At 67.5% G+C, this 20,329-nt stretch carries 1 protein-coding gene; it reads left to right on the forward strand.

The window, feature by feature from the left end; genetic code table 11:
* Positions 1-60: 60 nt before the first annotated feature.
* On the forward strand, positions 61-20,329 hold a 20,269-nt coding region (locus tag ACN469_RS11025; RefSeq protein ID WP_498766922.1), incomplete at its 3' end, for a non-ribosomal peptide synthase/polyketide synthase.

Genomic DNA, 20,329 nt, shown 5'->3' on the forward strand with positions numbered 1-20,329 from the left:
ACCTTCCCCTCCGCCCTGGGTCACCCCAGCGAGCGGAGGCTCCGAAGTCGGAGTCATGCAATGAGCGGTAGCTCCAAGAATCTCGACAAGCTGACTCCCAAGCAGCGCGCGCTGTACGAGTTGCTCCTCAAGGAAAAGAAGGGGCAGCTCCAGGCGTCGACGACCCAGGCGCTCGAGCGGACGATTCCGCGTCGCGCCGGAACCGAGCCCGCGCCTGCCTCATTCCCGCAGCAGCGACTGTGGGTGGTGGACCAGCTCGAGGGCGGACAGGCCTTCGCCTACAACGTCCACATCACCGTGCAGTTCACCGGCGTGCTGGACGTCCCGCTGCTGGCGCGGTGTGTGAACCAGGTGGTGCGGCGCCACGAGTCGCTGCGCACCGTGTTCGCCTCGAGGGACGACGGGCTGCCCGTGCAGGTCGTCCTGCCGGAGCTGACGCTGACCATCCCGGTGGAGGACATCTCCCAGCTGGGCAAGGCGGAGCAGGACGAGGAGGTGGAGCGCCGCACCAGCGAGGAGTCGCAGCGCCTGTTCGATTTGGCGCGCGGGCCGCTCCTGCGCGGCAAGGTGCTGCGCCTGGGGCCCGACAACCACGTGGCCCTGGTCACCATGCATCACCTGGTGACGGACCGCTGGTCGTTGGGTGTCTTCGTTCGCGAGCTGATGACCTTCTACGCGGCGGAGGTCACGGGCCAGACGCCCGCGATTCCGGAGCTCGTCATCCAGTACTCCGACTTCGCGGAGTGGCAGCGCGAGCGGATGCAAGGCGAGCGGCTGCGCATCGAGCTGGACTTCTGGAAGCAGCACCTCAAGACGCTGCCAGAGCCGCTGGAGCTGCCCACGGACAGGCAGCGCCCTGCCCGCCAGACGTACCGGGGCTCGCGTCAGTTCGTCACGCTTCCCGTCGCGCTGACGCGCGCGCTGAAGGAGATCAGCCAGCAAGAGGGGGCCACCCTCTTCATGACGTTGCTGTCCACGTTCCAGACGTTGATGCACCGGCACTCGCGGCAGACGGACATCACCGTCGGCTCGCCCATCGCCGGCCGCAACGTGCCGGAGCTGGAGTCGTTGATCGGCTTCTTCGTCAACACGCTGGTGCTGCGCAATGACCTGGGCGGCAACCCCACCTTCCGCGAGCTGCTGCGTCGCGCGAAGGACGTGTGCATGGCGGCGTACGCGCACCAGGAGCTGCCCTTCGAGAAGCTGGTGGAGGAGCTGCAGCCTCCGCGCGACTTGAGCCGTCACCCGCTGTTCCAGGTGATGTTCAGCTTCCAGAACACCCCGCGACAGGACCTGTCGATGCCGGGGTTGCAGTCCACGTATCTGCTGGTGGACCCGGGCTCGGCGAAGTTCGACCTGCTGCTGGAGCTGCGCGAGGACCGGCCGGACGAGATCTTCGGCTGGCTCGAATACAACACCGACCTCTTCGACGTCGCGACCATCCAGCGGCTGCGGGGTCACTTCTACACGCTGCTCGGCGCGGTGGCCGCCAACCCGGACACCCAGCTGTCCGAGCTGCCCCTCCTCACGCAGGAGGAGAACCGCCAGGTCCTCTCCGACTTCCAGGGCGCGCAGGTGCGGTACCCGAGTGAGGCCACGCTTCACTCGCTCATCGAGTCCCAGTCGATGCGCACGCCCTACTCGGAGGCCGTTCGCTTCGAGGACAGCGTCCTCACCTACGCCCAGCTCGACTCACGCTCCAACCAACTCGCTCACCACCTGCGCTCCCTCGGCGCTCGCCCGGGTGTCCTCGTCGGTGTCTGCCTGGAGCGCTCGCTCGACCTCGTCGTCTCCCTCCTCGCCGTTCTCAAGTCCGGCGCCGCCTACGTCCCCATGGACCCCGCGTATCCGCGCGAGCGTCTCGCCGGGATGCTCGAAGACGCCGACGCGCCCGTGCTCCTCACGCATGAGCACTTGAAGTCCGTGCTCCCTCAGCACTCCGCTCGCGTCCTCTGCCTCGACTCCGAGTGGGACGCTGTCTCGCGCCAGCCCTCCTCCTCGCTCGAGTCGCTCGCGGGCCCCGACGCGCTGGCCTACGTCATCTTCACTTCAGGCTCCACCGGCAGGCCCAAGGGCGCCATGAATGCCCACTCAGGCGTCGTCAATCGCCTGCTGTGGATGCAGCAGCAGTACGCCCTCACGGCGATGGACACCGTCCTTCAGAAGACGCCGTTCTCCTTCGACGTCTCCGTCTGGGAGTTCTTCTGGCCCCTCATGACGGGCGCTCGCATCGTCCTCGCGAAGCCCGGTGGTCACCAGGACCCCGCCTACCTCGTGCGCCTCATCGCCGAGCAGCGCATCTCCACGCTCCACTTCGTCCCCTCCATGCTCCGCGCCTTCCTGGAGGAGCCGGGCATCGAGAAGCTCTCGGGACTGCGTCGCGTCGTGTGCAGTGGTGAGGCCCTCACCTCGGACCTCGTGGCACGCGCCCATGCGCGCCTCCCCGCGTCCGCCGAGGTCCACAACCTCTACGGCCCCACCGAGGCCGCCGTCGACGTCTCCTTCTTCCACTGCGCTCGCGGCTCCTCCCGGCCTTCCATCCCCATTGGCAGGCCCGTCGCCAACACCCGCCTCTACGTCCTCGACTCCGACTCCCAGCCTTCTCCCGTCGGCGTCCCCGGCGAGCTCTTCATCGGCGGCGTCCAGGTCGGCCTCGGCTACTGGCGCAAGCCCCACCTCACCGCTGAGCGCTTCATCCCCGACGCCTTCAGCGCCACGCCGGGTGCTCGCCTCTACCGCACCGGTGACGTCGCTCGCTGGCTGCCCGACGGCACCCTCGAGTACCTCGGCCGCTCCGACTTCCAGGTCAAGCTGCGCGGCTTCCGCATCGAGTTGGGTGAAGTCGAGGCCGCCCTGCGCTCGCTTCCCTCTGTCTCCGACACCGTCGTCGTCGTCCGGGACGAGGCTCGACTCGTTGCCTACGTCGTCTCTTCTGGCGACGTCGACGCCGCTTCACTCCGGGCCGCGCTCTCCCAGCGCCTCCCCGAGTACATGGTGCCCTCCGCCTTCGTCTTCCTCGACGCGCTCCCCCTGAGCCCCAGCGGCAAGGTGGAACGCAAGGCGCTCCCGGCTCCGGACTTCGTCCCTGCCTCGCGCGAGTTCGTCGCGCCTCGCACGCCCACCGAGGAGCGGCTCGCCGCCCTCTTCGCCTCGGTGCTCCGCATCGAGCGCGTGGGTGTCACCGATAGCTTCTTCGAGTTGGGTGGCCACTCCCTGTTGGGGACGCGGCTGGTGGCGCAGCTTCGTGCCTCCACCGGCGTGGAGCTGCCGCTGCGCGACTTGTTCGAGGCGCCCACCGTCGAGCTGCTCGCACAGCGGTTCCAGGTCGCATCGGGTGAAGCCGTTTCGGATTCGGGCCTGGCGAAGCTGCGCCCTGTTCCGCGCGATGGGGACCTGCCCCTGTCGTTCGCACAGCAGCGACTGTGGTTCCTGGATCAGCTCCAGCCGGGCACGGCTTCGTACAACCTGCCCGCGGCCCTGCGGCTCGAAGGCGCGCTGGATGTCGAGGCCCTGCGGCAGTCCCTGCGGGCGCTCGTCCAGCGTCATGAGGTGCTGCGCACGCACTTCGTCGTCCGTGATGCCGAGCCCGTTCAGGTCACCGAGCCCGAGGCTCGGGTGGACCTGCCCGTGCAGGAGCTTGGGCTGCTGGAGCCGTCACAGCGGGAGGAGGAAGCGCGCAGGTTGATGCGGGCAGAAGCGCTGCGTCCGTTCGACCTGGCCCGTGGGCCGCTCGTGCGGGCCACGCTGCTCCGGCTCGACACGCACCACCACCTGCTGCTGGTCACCGTCCACCACATCATCTCGGACGGCTGGTCCACGGAGGTCATGGTCCGGGAGCTGGGTGCGTTCTATCGCCAGTTCTCCGGTGGCGAGGCCGCGCGGCTGGCGCCACTGCCCATCCAGTACGCGGACTTCTCCGTCTGGCAGCGGCAGCGACTCAGTGGCGACACGCTTCGTCAGGAGCTGGATTGGTGGAAGCAGCAGCTCTCCGGAGCGTCCACCGCGCTGGAGCTGCCCACCGACAGGCCTCGTCCCGCCGCGCAGACCGAGCACGGCGCGGTGCTTCCGATCTCCCTGTCCGCGAGCGTGAGCAACGCGGTGAGGGAGCTCGCGCAGCGCGAGGGTGCCACGCCGTTCATGGTCCTGCTCGCCGTGTGGCAGCTCGTGCTGTCGCGCTACTCGGGCCAGGACGACATCTCCGTCGGCTCTCCCATCGCCAATCGCAACCGCGCGGAGACAGAGGGCCTCGTCGGCTTCTTCGTCAACACGCTGGTCCTGCGCACTCGCATCGACGTCCGGCAGTCGTTCCGAGAGCTGCTGGCACAGGTGCGCCTGTCCACCCTGGCCGCCTACGAGCACCAGGACGTCCCCTTCGAGAAGCTCGTCGAAGAGCTTCAGCCGCAGCGCGACCTGAGTCGCTCGCCGCTGTTCCAGGTCACCCTCACCCTTCAGAACACGCCGAACTCGACCCTCGCGCTCCCGGGCATCACGCTCACGCAGCTTCCTCCGGAGTTGGAGACGTCGAAGTACGACATCAGCCTCTTGCTCGAAGAGGGCGGGAGCGGCTTCTCCGGCGTCTTCAACTACAACACCGACCTCTTCGACGCGGCGACCCTGGAGCGCCTGTCGCGGCACTTCTCCGTGCTGCTCACTGAGGCCGTCACCGAGCCTGATGCACGGCTCGGACGGATGTCCCTGCTCACGCCGGACGAGAAGCAACTGGTGCTCACGCGCTGGAACGGCGCCACGGCGAACTACCCTCGCAACACGAGCATTCACGACCTCTTCGCACTCCAGGCCGCGCTCGCGCCCGACGCTGTCGCCGTTGTCTCCGGTGAGGAGTCTGTCTCCTACGCCCAGCTCGACTCTCGCTCCAACCAGCTCGCGCACTACCTGCGCTCGCTGGGTGTGCTTCCCGGCTCTCGCGTCGCTGTCCGCCTCGACCGCTCCGCTGACCTTATCGTCTCCCTCCTCGCCATCCTCAAGGCGGGGGCGGCCTACGTCCCTCTCGATAAGGCCTGGCCCTCCGAGCGGCTCGCTTTCGTCCTCCGCGAGTCCGCCGCTGGCGTCGTCATCTCTCACTCCGACGTCGTTGATGACCTGCCGGCCTTCGGCGCGGTCCTCCTCGTCATTGATGAGGAAGCCTCTCGCATCGCGAGCCAGCCCTCCTCCGCGCTGCCTCTGGACGTGACGGGCAACGACCTTGCCTACGTCATGTTCACCTCTGGCTCCACCGGCGAGCCCAAGGGTGTCTGCGTCCCTCACCGTGGCGTCACCCGCCTCATCTCTTCTTCCTTCATCTCCTTCTCTTCTTCCGACGTCTGGCTCCACGCCGCCCCCGTCGCCTTCGACGCCTCCACCCTCGAAATCTGGGGTGCTCTCCTCCACGGCTCGAAGCTCGTCCTCGCTCCTCCTCACTCGCTGTCTCTCGAGGAGCTGGGCTCGCTGCTCGTCCGTGAGGGCATTACCTCCCTCTGGCTCACCGCTGCTCTCTTCGAGCAGATGGTTGCGGCCCAGCCCGCTGCACTGGCCGGTGTCCGACAGGTGCTTGCCGGTGGCGACGTCCTCCCGCCTTCTCGCGTCCGCGAGCACCTCTCCCGCCTGCCTCCGGGCCACGTCCTCGTCAACGGCTACGGCCCTACCGAGAACACCACCTTCTCCGCCACTCACTCCCTGCGGAATGGCGACTCCGTCTCACGCTCCGTCCCCATCGGCGCGCCCCTCTCCAACTCCTCCGCCTTCGTCCTCGACGCCTCCTTCCAGCCGCTTCCTCCCGGCGTCCCGGGAGAGCTCTTCGTCGGTGGCGACGGCCTCGCTTGGGGTTACCTCAACCGCGCCGACCTCACCGCTGAGCGCTTCGTCCCGCACCCCTTCTCTTCTTCGCCGGGTGCTCGCCTCTACCGCACCGGTGACCGCGTCCGCTGGCTGGCCGATGGAACCCTTGAGTTCCTCGGCCGCTCCGACTTCCAGGTGAAGGTCCGTGGATTCCGCATCGAACTGGGTGAAGTCGAGGCTGCTGTCCGCCTCTTCTCCGGCATCCAGGAAGCCGTTGTCCTCGCTCGCGAAGACGTCCCCGGCGACAAGCGCCTCGTCGCCTACTTCACCTCAGCGCAGGACGTCGACTCGTCCGCGCTGCGCTCCTTCCTCCTCCAGCGCCTGCCCGAGTACATGGTGCCGGCCGCTCTCGTCTCCCTCTCCTCCTTCCCTCTCTCCGCCAACGGGAAGCTCGACAGGAAGGCCCTCCCTCCTCCTGACTTCGCCTCCGCTGACGCTTCCGGTGACGACTTCGTCCCGCCCTCTACTGCGAGTCAGACGCGCCTCGCCTCCATCTTCGCCGACGTCCTCGGCTTGGAGCGCGTCAGCGTCCACGGTGACTTCTTCGAACTCGGTGGCCACTCTCTCCTCGCCACTCAAGTCGTCTCCCGCATCCGCTCCACCTTCGACGTCGAGTTGCCCCTCGGTGAGCTCTTCTCCTCTCCCACCGTCGCGCTTCTCTCCGAGCGGCTGGAGTTGCTCCACGGCTCTTCGTCCCGTCAGCCGGCTCTCGTTCCTGTCGACCGCGCTCAGCCGCTTCCGCTCTCCTTCGCTCAGCAGCGTCTCTGGTTCCTCGACCAGCTCCAGCCCGGCGCTTCCACCTACAACATCCCTTGGGTCCTCAAGCTCTCTGGCTCTCTCAATGCGGAGGCGTTGCTCCAGTCTCTTCGTGCGCTGACCCAGCGCCATGAGGCCCTGCGCACTCGCTTCGCCGTTCACGCAGGCCAGCCCGTTCAGCTCGTCCAGCACGACTTCCTGCTGGAGATGCCTCTCGTCGACCTCTCCGCCCTGCCCGAGCAGGAGCGCGACGCAGAGGCCCAGCGACTGGCTTCCACTGAGGCCCTGCGGCCCTTCGACCTGGCACGAGGCCCCGTCGTCCGCACGTCGCTGCTTCGCCTCGACGAGGCGCAGCACCTCCTGCTGGTCACCGTCCACCACATCGCATCCGATGGCTGGTCCATCGCCGTCATGGTCCGCGAGCTGGCTGCGTTCTACCGCCAGTTCACGGGGGGCGAGTCCGCCCAGCTCGCGCCCCTGCCCATCCAGTACGCCGACTTCTCCGTCTGGCAGCGCCAGTGGCTCCAGGGCGACGTCCTCTCCTCCGAGATCGACTGGTGGCGCCAGCACCTCTCCGGTGCCTCGACTTCGCTCGAACTGCCTACCGACAGGCCTCGTCCCGCCGTCCAGACCTATCGCGGCGCGGTAATCCCCATCGAGCTGTCGCGTGAACTGACGCAGGCCGTGAAAATCCTCGCTCAGCGCGAGGGCGCCACACCCTTCATGGTGCTGCTGGCTTCCTTCCAGCTTCTGCTCTCGCGCTACTCGGGTCAGGACGACATCAGCGTTGGCTCGCCTATCGCCAATCGCAACCGCGCGGAGACCGAAGGCCTCATCGGCTTCTTCGTCAACACCCTCGTCTTCCGGGCGCGCATCAATCGCAACCAGTCCTTCCGCGAGTTGCTGGAGCAGGTGCGCCTGTCCACTCTCGCCGCCTACGAGCACCAGGACGTCCCCTTCGAGAAGCTCGTCGAGGAACTCCAGCCCCAGCGTGACCTCAGCCGTTCACCGCTGTTCCAGGTCACGCTGACGCTCCAGAACGCCCCCGAGGCGTCTCTCGCGCTGTCAGGCCTCGTGCTCAAGCCGATTCCGGCTGAGATCAACACCTCGAAGTATGACTTCAGCCTTCTGTTCGATGAGGCTGAGCAACTGTCAGGTGTTCTCAACTACAACACCGACCTCTTCGACGCGGCGTCGATGCAGGGATTGCTCCGCCACTTCTCCGTGCTGCTCGAGGCCGCGGTCTCTCAGCCTGAGCAGTCTTTGAGTGCACTCCCGCTGCTGACTTCGCCCGAGAAGCGGCAGGTGCTCGCCGGGTGGACCGGTACCACGTCCCCCTACCCGCGCGACGCGTCCATCCAGTCGCTCTTCGCCCAGCAGGCTGTGCGCACGCCCGACGCTGTCGCCGTCGCCTCTGGTGAGGAGTCTGTCTCCTACGCCCAGCTCGACTCGCGCGCCAACCAGCTCGCCCACTACTTGCGCTCGCTGGGTGTGCTTCCCGGCTCGCGCGTCGCTGTCCGCCTCGACCGCTCCGCTGACCTCATCGTCTCCCTCCTCGCCATCCTCAAGGCGGGGGCCGCCTACGTCCCTCTCGACAAGGCCTGGCCTTCCGAGCGTCTCGCCTTCGTCCTCCGTGAGTCCGCCGCTGGCGTCGTCCTCTCTCACTCCGACGTCGTCGATGACTTGCCGGCCTTCGGCGCGGTCCTCCTCGTCATTGATGAGGAGTCCTCGCGCATCGCGAGCCAGCCGTCCTCCGCGCTGCCTCTGGATGTGACGGGCAACGACCTTGCCTACGTCATGTTCACCTCTGGCTCCACCGGCGAGCCCAAGGGTGTCTGCGTTCCTCACCGTGGCGTCACCCGCCTCGTCTCTTCTTCCTTCATCTCCTTCTCTTCTTCCGACGTCTGGCTCCACGCTGCCCCCGTCGCCTTCGACGCTTCCACCCTCGAAATCTGGGGCGCCCTCCTCCACGGCTCCAAGCTCGTCCTCGCTCCTCCTCACTCGCTGTCTCTCGAGGAGCTGGGCTCGCTGCTCGTCCGTGAGGGCATTACGTCCCTCTGGCTCACAGCTGCGCTCTTCGAGCAGATGGTCGCGGCCCAGCCCGCTGCACTGGCCGGCGTCCGCCAGGTGCTTGCCGGTGGTGATGTCCTTCCGCCCTCTCGCGTCCGCGAGCACCTCGCTCGCCTGCCTCCGGGCCACGTCCTCGTCAACGGCTACGGCCCTACCGAGAACACCACCTTCTCCGCCACTCACTCCCTGCGGAATGGCGACTCCGTCTCACGCTCCGTCCCCATCGGCGCGCCCCTCTCCAACTCCTCCGCCTTCGTCCTCGACGCCTCCTTCCAGCCGCTTCCTCCCGGCGTCCCGGGAGAGCTCTTCGTCGGTGGCGACGGCCTCGCTTGGGGTTACCTCAACCGCGCCGACCTCACCGCTGAGCGCTTCGTCCCGCACCCCTTCTCTTCGTCGCCGGGTGCTCGCCTCTACCGCACCGGTGACCGCGTCCGCTGGCTGGCTGACGGCTCGCTTGAGTTCCTCGGCCGCTCCGACTTCCAGGTGAAGGTCCGTGGCTTCCGCATCGAACTGGGTGAAGTCGAGGCCGCTGTCCGCCTCTTCTCCGGCATCCAGGAAGCCGTTGTCCTCGCTCGCGAAGACGTCCCCGGTGACAAGCGCCTCGTCGCCTACTTCACCTCAGCGCAGGACGTCGACTCGTCCGCGCTGCGCTCCTTCCTCCTCCAGCGCCTGCCCGAGTACATGGTGCCGGCCGCTCTTGTCTCCCTCTCCTCCTTCCCCCTCTCCGCCAACGGGAAGCTCGACAGGAAGGCCCTTCCTCCTCCCGACTTCGCCTCCGCCGACGCTTCTGGCGACGACTTCGCACCTCCGTCCACTCCCACCCAGATTCGCCTCGCCTCCATCTTCGCCGACGTCCTCGGCCTGGAGCGCGTCAGCGCCCACGGTGACTTCTTCGAGTTGGGCGGCCACTCCCTCCTCGCCACTCAAGTCGTCTCCCGCATCCGCTCCACCTTCGACGTCGAGTTGCCCCTCGGTGAGCTCTTCTCCTCTCCCACCGTCGCGCTTCTCTCCGAAAGGCTGGAGTTGCTCCACGGCTCCTCGTCTCGCCAGCCGGCACTCGTCCCCGTCGACCGCTCCCAGCCGCTGCCGCTCTCCTTCGCTCAGCAGCGCCTCTGGTTCCTCGACCAGCTCCAGCCCGGCTCGTCCGCCTACAACATCCCCTGGGTCCTCAAGCTCTCCGGTTCACTGGACTCGAATGCACTGCTCCAGTCTCTTCGCGCGCTGCCCCAGCGCCATGAAGCCCTGCGCACCCGCTTCGCCGTTCATGAGGGCCAGCCCGTTCAGCTCGTCCAGCAGGACTTCTTGCTGGAGATGTCTCAGGTGGATCTGCGTGGCATTGCGGCCACGAAGCGTGACGCGGACATCGAACGACTGACCCGCGAAGAAGCCCTTCGTCCATTCGACCTTGCTCAAGGTCCCCTGGTCCGAGCCACCCTCATCCGCCTGGACGAGGCGCAGCACCTCCTGCTCGTCACCGTCCACCACATCGTCTCGGACGGTTGGTCCATCGCCGTCATGGTTCGTGAGCTGGCGGCGTTCTACCGCCAGTTCTCCGGTGGCGAGTCCGCCCAGCTCTCGCCGCTGCCCATCCAGTACGCCGACTTCTCCGTCTGGCAGCGTCAGTGGCTCCAGGGCGACGTCCTCGCCGAAGAGCTTGCCTGGTGGCGGACTCAGCTCGCTGGCGCTTCCACCTCGCTCGAACTGCCCACCGACAAGCCCCGTCCCGCTGTTCAGACGTATCGCGGCGCGGTGCTGCCCATCGAGCTGTCTCGTGAGCTGACTCAGGCCGTGAAGGCGCTGGCTCAGCAAGAGGGCGCCACGCCCTTCATGGTGCTGCTGGCTTCCTTCCAGCTCCTGCTCTCGCGCTACTCGGGCCAGGACGACATCTCCGTCGGCTCCCCGGTCGCCAACCGCAATCGCTCCGAGACCGAAGGCCTCATCGGCTTCTTCGTCAACACGCTGGTCCTGCGGGCGCGCATCGACGCTCGGCAGTCCTTCCGCGAGCTGCTCTCTCAGGTTCGTACGTCCACCCTGGCCGCCTACGAGCACCAGGACGTCCCCTTCGAGAAGCTCGTCGAGGAACTCCATCCCCAGCGCGACCTCAGCCGTTCACCGCTGTTCCAGGTCTCGCTGACGCTCCAGAACGCCCCCGAGGCGTCCCTCGCGCTCGCGGGTCTTGAGCTCAGTGCGCTCCCCTCTGAGATCAACACGTCGAAGTTCGACTTCAGCCTCCTGTTCACAGAGGCTGAGCAGTTCTCCGGCATCATCAACTACAACACCGACCTCTTCGACGCGGCGTCGATGCAGGGACTGCTCCGCCACTTCTCCGTGCTGCTCGAGGCCGCGGTCTCTCAGCCTGAGCAGTCTTTGAGTGCACTCCCGCTGCTGACTTCGCCCGAGAAGCAGCAGGTGCTCGCCGATTGGACCGGCACCACGTCCCCCTACCCGCGTGACGCGTCCATCCAGTCGCTCTTCGCCCAGCAGGCCGCGCGCACGCCCGACGCTGTCGCCGTCGCCTCTGGTGAGGAGTCTGTCTCCTACGCCCAGCTCGACTCGCGCGCCAACCAGCTCGCCCACTACTTGCGCTCGCTGGGTGTGCTTCCCGGCTCGCGCGTCGCTGTCCGCCTCGACCGCTCCGCTGACCTCATCGTCTCCCTCCTCGCCATCCTCAAGGCGGGGGCCGCCTACGTCCCTCTCGACAAGGCCTGGCCTTCCGAGCGTCTCGCCTTCGTCCTCCGCGAGTCCGCCGCTGGCGTCGTCCTCTCTCACTCCGACGTCGTCGATGACTTGCCGGCCTTCGGCGCGGTCCTCCTCGTCATTGATGAGGAAGCCTCTCGCATCGCGAGCCAGCCCTCCTCCGCGCTGCCTCTGGACGTGACGGGCAACGACCTTGCCTACGTCATGTTCACCTCTGGCTCCACCGGCGAGCCCAAGGGTGTCTGCGTCCCTCACCGTGGCGTCACCCGCCTCATCTCTTCTTCCTTCATCTCCTTCTCTTCTTCCGACGTCTGGCTCCACGCCGCCCCCGTCGCCTTCGACGCCTCCACCCTCGAAATCTGGGGTGCTCTCCTCCACGGCGCAAAGCTCGTCCTCGCTCCTCCTCATTCACTGTCTTTGGAAGAGTTGGGCTCGCTGCTTGTCCGTGAGGGCATTACGTCCCTCTGGCTCACCGCTGCTCTCTTCGAGCAGATGGTTGCGGCCCAGCCCGCTGCACTGGCCGGTGTCCGACAGGTGCTTGCCGGTGGCGACGTCCTCCCGCCTTCCCGCGTCCGCGAGCACCTCTCCCGCCTCCCCCCGGGCCACGTCCTCGTCAACGGCTACGGCCCCACCGAGAACACCACCTTCTCCGCCACTCACTCCCTGCGGAATGGCGACTCCGTCTCACGCTCCGTCCCCATCGGCGCGCCCCTCTCCAACTCCTCCGCCTTCGTCCTCGACGCCTCCTTCCAGCCGCTGCCTCCCGGCGTCCCGGGAGAGCTCTTCGTCGGTGGCGACGGCCTCGCTTGGGGCTACCTCAACCGCGCCGACCTCACCGCTGAGCGCTTCGTCCCGCACCCCTTCTCTTCGTCGCCGGGTGCTCGCCTCTACCGCACCGGTGACCGCGTCCGCTGGCTGGCTGACGGCTCGATTGAGTTCCTCGGCCGCTCCGACTTCCAGGTGAAGGTCCGCGGCTTCCGCATCGAACTGGGTGAAGTCGAGGCTGCTGTCCGCCTCTTCTCCGGCATCCAGGAAGCCGTTGTCCTCGCTCGTGAGGACGTCCCCGGTGACAAGCGCCTCGTCGCCTACTTCACCTCGGCCGAGTCCTCTGTCGACGCTTCGGCGCTGCGCTCCTTCCTCCTCCAGCGCCTGCCCGAGTACATGGTGCCGGCCGCTCTCGTCTCCCTCTCCTCCTTCCCCCTCTCCGCCAACGGGAAGCTCGACAGGAAGGCCCTTCCTCCTCCCGACTTCGCCTCCGCCGACGCTTCTGGCGACGACTTCGTCGCGCCCTCTACTCCCACCCAGACGCGCCTCGCCTCCATCTTCGCCGACGTCCTCGGCTTGGAGCGCGTCAGCGCCCACGGCGACTTCTTCGAGTTGGGCGGCCACTCCCTCCTCGCCACTCAAGTCGTCTCCCGCATCCGCTCCACCTTCGACGTCGAGTTGCCCCTCGGTGAGCTCTTCTCCTCTCCCACCGTCGCGCTTCTCTCCGAGCGGCTGGAGTTGCTCCACGGCTCTTCGTCCCGTCAGCCGGCACTCGTCCCCGTCGACCGCTCCCAGCCGCTGCCGCTCTCCTTCGCCCAGCAGCGTCTCTGGTTCCTCGACCAGCTCCAGCCCGGCGCTTCCACCTACAACATCCCCTGGGCTCTCAAGCTCACTGGCAACCTCAACGCGGAGGCTCTGCTCCAGTCCCTCAACGCGCTGATTCAGCGCCATGAGGTGCTTCGCACCCACTTCGCCATTCACGAAGGCCAGCCCGTCCAGCGCATCCAGTCCGATGTCCGCATGACGCTGCCCGTCGTCGACCTGCGCGCCCTGGACTCTTCCGCTCGCGATGCCGAAGCCCAGCGGCTCATGCGCGAGGAGGCGCTTCACTCGTTCGACCTGTCTCGCGGCCCGCTGGTGCACGCCACCCTCGTGCGCCTCACCGATGACGAGTACCTGCTGCTCGTCACCGCTCACCACATCGTCTCCGACGGCTGGTCCATCGGCGTCATCGTCCGCGAGCTTGCTGCGTTCTATCGCCAGTTCTCCGGTGGCGAGCCCGCGCAGCTCTCACCTCTGCCCATTCAGTACGCCGACTTCTCGGTCTGGCAGCGCCAGTGGCTCCAGGGCGACGTCCTCGCCGAAGAGCTTGCCTGGTGGCGGACTCAGCTCTCTGGCGCGTCCACCTCGCTCGATCTGCCCACCGACAGGTCCCGTCCCGCTGTTCAGACGTATCGCGGCGCGGTGGTCCCCATCGAACTGTCGCGCGAGTTGACGCAAGCCGTGAAGGCGCTCGCTCAGCACGAGGGGGCTACGCCCTTCATGGTGCTGCTGGCTTCCTTCCAGTTCCTGCTGTCCCGCTACTCGGGGCAGGACGACATCTCCGTCGGCTCGCCGGTCGCCAATCGCAACCGCGCGGAGACCGAAGGCCTCATCGGTTTCTTCGTCAACACGCTGGTCCTGCGTGCGCGAATCGGCTCCCATCAGTCTTTCCGTGAGCTGCTCTCACAGGTTCGCGCGTCCACCCTGGCCGCCTACGAACACCAGGACGTCCCCTTCGAGAAGCTCGTCGAGGAACTCCAGCCTCAGCGTGACCTGAGCCGTTCGCCGCTCTTCCAGGTCACCCTCACCCTTCAGAACGCTCCTGAAGAGGAACTCGAACTCTCCGGCCTCACCCTCGGCGGAATGCCCGCGAGCATTGAGACCTCGAAGTATGACTTCAGCCTCTTGCTCGAAGAGGGCGTCAACGGCTTCACCGGTATTCTCAACTACAACACCGACCTCTTCGACGCGGCGTCCATGGAGCGCCTCGCTCAGCACTACGCTGTGCTGCTCGGAGGGCTGACCGCTTCACCCGATGCGCAGCTCGGCTCGGCTGCGATGCTGACGCCGGCCGAGAAGCAGGTTCTGCCTTCGTGGACCGGCACCACGTCTGCCTACCCGCGTGACGCGTCCATCCAGTCGCTCTTCGCCCAGCAGGCAGCGCGCACGCCTGACGCTGTCGCCGTCGCCTCTGGTGAGGAGTCTGTCTCCTACGCCCAGCTCGACTCGCGCTCCAACCAACTCGCCCACTACCTGCGTTCGCTGGGCGTCCTCCCGGGCTCGCGCGTCGCGGTCCGCCTCGACCGTTCCGCGGACCTCATCGTCTCCCTCCTTGCCATCCTCAAGGCAGGGGCCGCCTACGTCCCTCTCGACAAGGCCTGGCCTTCCGAGCGTCTCGCCTTCGTCCTCCGCGAGTCCGCCGCTGGCGTCGTCCTCTCCCACTCCGACGTCGTCGATGACTTGCCGGCCTTCGGCGCGGTCCTCCTCGTCATTGATGAGGAGGCTTCTCGCATCGCGAGCCAGCCGTCCTCCGCGCTGCCTCTGGACGTGACGGGCAACGACCTTGCCTACGTCATGTTCACCTCGGGTTCCACCGGTGAGCCCAAGGGTGTCTGCGTCCCTCACCGTGGCGTCACCCGCCTCGTCTCTTCTTCCTTCATCTCCTTCGGCGCCTCCGACGTCTGGCTCCACGCGGCTCCCGTCGCCTTCGACGCCTCCACCCTCGAAATCTGGGGGGCTCTCCTCCACGGCTCGAAGCTCGTCCTCGCTCCTCCTCACTCGCTGTCTCTCGAGGAGCTGGGCTCGCTGCTCGTCCGTGAGGGCATTACCTCCCTCTGGCTCACAGCCGCTCTCTTCGAGCAGATGGTCGCGGCCCAGCCCGTTGCACTGGCCGGCGTCCGCCAGGTGCTTGCCGGTGGCGACGTCCTCCCGCCCTCTCGCGTCCGCGAGCACCTCGCTCGCCTCCCTCCGGGCCACGTCCTCGTCAACGGCTACGGCCCCACCGAGAACACCACCTTCTCGGCGACTCATTCGCTGCGGCACGGGGACTCTGTCTCTCGCTCCGTCCCCATCGGCGCGCCCCTCTCCAACTCCTCCGCCTTCGTCCTCGACGCCTCCTTCCAGCCGCTGCCTCCCGGCGTCCCGGGAGAGCTCTTCGTTGGTGGTGACGGCCTCGCTTGGGGCTACCTCAACCGCGCTGACCTCACCGCTGAGCGCTTCGTCCCGCATCCCTTCTCTTCGTCGCCGGGTGCGCGCCTCTACCGCACCGGTGACCGCGTCCGCTGGCTGGCTGATGGCTCGCTTGAGTTCCTCGGCCGCTCTGACTTCCAAGTGAAGGTCCGCGGCTTCCGCATCGAGCTGGGCGAAGTCGAGGCCGCTGTCCGCCTCTTCTCCGGCGTCCAGGAAGCCGTTGTCCTCGCTCGTGAGGACGTCCCCGGTGACAAGCGCCTCGTCGCCTACTTCACCTCGGCCGAGTCCTCTGTCGACGCTTCGGCGCTGCGCTCCTTCCTCCTCCAGCGCCTGCCCGAGTACATGGTGCCGGCCGCTCTCGTCTCCCTCTCCTCCTTCCCCCTCTCCGCCAACGGGAAGCTCGACAGGAAGGCCCTTCCTCCTCCCGACTTCGCCTCCGCCGACGCTTCTGGCGACGACTTCGTCGCGCCCTCTACTCCCACCCAGACGCGCCTCGCCTCCATCTTCGCCGACGTCCTCGGCTTGGAGCGCGTCAGCGCCCACGGCGACTTCTTCGAGTTGGGCGGCCACTCCCTCCTCGCCACTCAAGTCGTCTCCCGCATCCGCTCCACCTTCGACGTCGAGTTGCCCCTCGGTGAGCTCTTCTCCTCTCCCACCGTCGCGCTTCTCTCCGAGCGGCTGGAGTTGCTCCACGGCTCTTCGTCCCGTCAGCCGGCACTCGTCCCCGTCGACCGCTCCCAGCCGCTGCCGCTCTCCTTCGCCCAGCAGCGCCTCTGGTTCCTCGACCAGCTCCAGCCCGGCTCGTCCGCCTACAACATCCCCTGGGTCCTCAAGCTCTCCGGTTCACTGGACTCGAATGCACTGCTCCAGTCTCTCAACGCGCTGATTCAGCGCCACGAGGCCCTGCGCACCCGCTTCGCCGTTCATGAGGGCCAGCCCGTTCAGTTCGTCCAGCACGACTTCCTGCTGGAGATGCCTCTCGTCGACCTCTCCGCCCTGCCCGAGCAGGAGCGCGACGCAGAGGCCCAGCGACTGGCTTCCACTGAAGCCCTGCGGCCCTTCGACCTGGCACGTGGCCCCGTCGTCCGCACCTCACTGCTCCGCCTGGATGCCTCCCAGCACCGGCTCCTCGTCACCCTCCACCACATCGCGTCCGACGGCTGGTCCATCTCCGTCATGGTCCGCGAGCTCGCCGCCTTCTACCGCCAGTTCTCCGGTGGCGAATCCGCCCAGCTCTCACCGCTTCCCATCCAGTACGCCGACTTCTCCGTCTGGCAGCGCCAGTGGCTCCAGGGCGACGTCCTCTCATCCGAAATCGGCTGGTGGCACAACCAGCTCTCAGGCGCTCCTCCCGCCATCGAGCTGCCCACCGACAGGCCTCGGCCCCCGGTCCAGACCTTCCGCGGCGCACTGCTTCCCTTCGAGCTGTCTCCAGAGCTGACCCTCGCCGTGAAGTCCCTCGCTCAGCGCGAGGGCGCCACGCCCTTCATGGTCCTGCTCGCCGCCTGGCAGCTCCTGCTGTCTCGCTACTCTCGCCAGGACGACATCAGCGTTGGCTCGCCTATCGCCAACCGCAATCGCGCTGAAACCGAAGGCCTCATCGGATTCTTCGTCAACACCCTCGTCCTGCGTGCGCGCATCGACGCTCGGCAGTCCTTCCGCGACCTGCTCTCCCAGGTGCGCCTGTCCACTCTCGCCGCCTACGAGCACCAGGACGTCCCCTTCGAGAAGCTCGTCGAGGAACTCCAGCCCCAGCGTGACCTCAGCCGTTCACCGCTGTTCCAGGTCTCCTTCGTCTTCCAGAACAACCCCGATGAGGTCCTCCGCCTCCCGGGCCTCTCCCTAGAATTCCTTACCTCCGAGCTTCACTCCGCCAAGTTCGACCTCTCTCTCGCCATGAGCGAGAGCCAGGGCCGGCTGCTCGGCACCCTCGACTTCAACTCCGACCTCTTCGACTCCTCCACCCCGCGTCGCATGGCTCGCCACTTCGAGAGCCTTCTCGCCGACGCCACCTCTCGCGTCGATGTGCCCCTGCGCCACCTCGGCCTGCTCGCCGATGACGAGACGTCCCAGCTGCTCTCCGACTTCCAGGGCGCGCAAGTGAAGTACCCGAGTGAGGCCACGCTTCACTCGCTCATCGAAGCCCAGGCGCTGCGCACGCCCGAGGCCGAGGCGGTTCGCTTCGAGGACAGCGTCCTCACCTACGCCCAGCTCGACTCTCGCTCCAACCAGCTCGCTCACCACCTGCGCTCTCTCGGTGCTCGCCCCGGCGTCCTCGTCGGCATCTGCCTGGAGCGCTCGCTCGACCTCGTCGTCTCGCTCGTCGCCGTTCTCAAGTCCGGCGCCGCCTACGTCCCGTTGGACCCCGCCTATCCGCGCGAGCGCCTCGCCGGCATGCTCGAGGACGCCGACGCGCCCGTGCTCCTCACGCACGAGCACCTGAAGTCCGTGCTGCCTCAGCACACTTCTCGCGTCCTCTGCCTCGACTCCCAGTGGGACGCTGTCTCGCGTCAGCCGTCCTCGGCCCCTGCTCAACTCGCCGGCCCGGACGCGCTCGCCTACGTCATCTTCACGTCAGGCTCCACCGGCCGCCCCAAGGGCGCCATGAATGCCCACTCCGGCGTCGTCAACCGCCTGCTGTGGATGCAGCAGCAGTTCCCCCTGGCCGCCTCCGACTCCGTCCTCCAGAAGACTCCCTTCTCCTTCGACGTCTCCGTCTGGGAGTTCTTCGCGCCTCTCATCTCCGGCGCTCGCCTCGTCCTCGCCAGGCCCGGCGGACACCAGGACCCCGCCTACCTCGTTCGCCTCATCTCCGAGCAGCGCGTCTCCATCGTCCACTTCGTCCCCTCCATGCTCCGCGCCTTCCTCGATGAGCCGGGACTCGAAGCCCTCTCTCACGTCCGTCGTCTCGCCTGCAGCGGTGAGGCCCTCCCCGCCGAGATGGTGCGCCGCGCCCACTCGCGCCTGCCTCACGCCGAGATTTTCAACCTCTACGGCCCCACCGAGGCCGCCGTCGAAGTCTCCTTCTTCCACTGCACCCCGGGCGACTCCCGTCACTTCGTCCCCATCGGCAGGCCCGTCGCCAACACCCGACTCCTCGTCCTCGACGAGTCCGGACAGCCTTCTCCCGTCGGTGTCCCCGGAGAGCTCCTCATCGGCGGCGTCCAGGTCGGCCTCGGCTACTGGCGCATGCCTCACCTCACCGCGGAGCGCTTCATCCCAGACGCCTTCAGCGCCACTCCGGGTGCTCGCCTCTACCGCACCGGTGACGTCGCTCGCTGGCTCCCTGACGGCACCCTCGAGTACCTCGGCCGCTCCGACTTCCAGGTCAAGCTGCGTGGCTTCCGCATTGAGCTCGGTGAAATCGAGGCCGTCCTCCGCTCCCTTGCCTCCGTCTCCGACACCGTCGTCGTCGTCCGCGACGAGGCCCACCTCGTCGCCTACGTCGTCCCTTCTTCCTCCGCCGCTCCCGACTCCCAAGCACTTCGCTCGGCGCTCTCGCTCCACCTGCCCGAGTACATGGTGCCGTCGGTCTTCATCCTCCTCGACTCACTCCCGCTCAATCCCAGCGGCAAGGTGGACAGGAGAGCGCTCCCCGCCCCGGACTTCGTCCCCGCCTCTCGCGAGTACATCGCTCCTCGCACTCCTTCCGAGGAGTTGCTCGCATCCCTTTTCTCGCTCGTCCTCGGTGTTGAACGAGTCGGTGTCACCGACAACTTCTTCGAGCTCGGTGGCCACTCACTGCTCGCCACGCAGCTCATCTCTCGCGTGCGCAAGTCCTTCGGCGTCGAGCTGCCCGTGCGCGCGCTCTTCGAAGCCGCCACCGTCGCGCTGCTCGCGCCTCGCATCGAGGCCTCGCGTCAGGCCCAGGATGGCCTCCAGCTCCCGCCCTTGGCGCCCGCGCCTCGCTCCGGAGACCTGCCTCTCTCCTTCGCACAGCAGCGCCTCTGGTTCCTCGACAGGCTCCAGCCCGACAGTCCCTTCTACAACATCCCCACCGCGCTCCAGGTCAACGGTGAGCTGCACTCCGACGCCCTCACCCGCGCCCTCCAGGAGTTGGTCCGCCGCCACGAGTCCCTGCGCACCAGCTTCGTCACTCGCCCGGATGGTGAGCCCGCTCAGCGCATCCACTCCGACGTCGAGTTCGCCCTCTCCCACGTCGACCTCGGACACCTCCCGGAAGACGCCCGCGACGCCGAGGCCCAGCGCCTCGCCACCGCCGAGGCCCAGAAGCCCTTCAACCTGACGCACGCGCCTCTGCTTCGCGCCACCCTCGTGCGCCTCTCGGAGCAGCGCCATGTGCTGCTCATCACCGTCCACCACATCGTCTCCGACGGTTGGTCCGCGGGCGTCTTCGGCCGTGAAGTCGTCGAGCTCTACTCCGCCTTCGCTCGCGGCCTGCCCTCTCCCCTGGCTCCGCTCTCGCTCCAGTACGCCGACTACGCCGCCTGGCAGCGCGGCTGGCTGCGCGACGAAGCCCTGGCTCAGCAGGTCTCCTGGTGGCGTCAGCACCTCTCCGGCGCGCCCCAGGCCCTGGAGCTTCCCTCCGACAGGCCTCGTCCTCCCGTCCAGTCCGCTCACGGCGCCAACCTCCCCGTGCGCCTCGGCTCGGACCTCACCTCCGCGCTTCGCACCCTCTGCAGCCGCGAGGGTGTCACGCCCTTCATGGTGCTGCTGTCGGCCTTCAACGTCCTGCTCGCCCGCTACTCCGGTCAGGACGACATCGTCGTCGGCTCTCCCATCGCCAACCGTCGACAGGCCGAGCTCGAAGGCATCATCGGCTTCTTCGTCAACACCCTCGCCCTTCGCACCCAGCTCCGGCTGGACATGTCCTTCCGCGAGCTGCTCGCCCAGGTGCGCGAGTCCACTCTCGGCGCCTACTCTCACCAGGACGTCCCCTTCGAGAAGCTCGTCGAGGAGCTCCAGCCTCAGCGTGACCTCAGCCGCTCGCCTCTCTTCCAGGCCATGCTCGCCC

Origin of the sequence: Corallococcus terminator (assembly GCF_049194865.1) — a bacterium.
Classification (GTDB): Bacteria; Myxococcota; Myxococcia; order Myxococcales; family Myxococcaceae; genus Myxococcus; species Myxococcus terminator_A.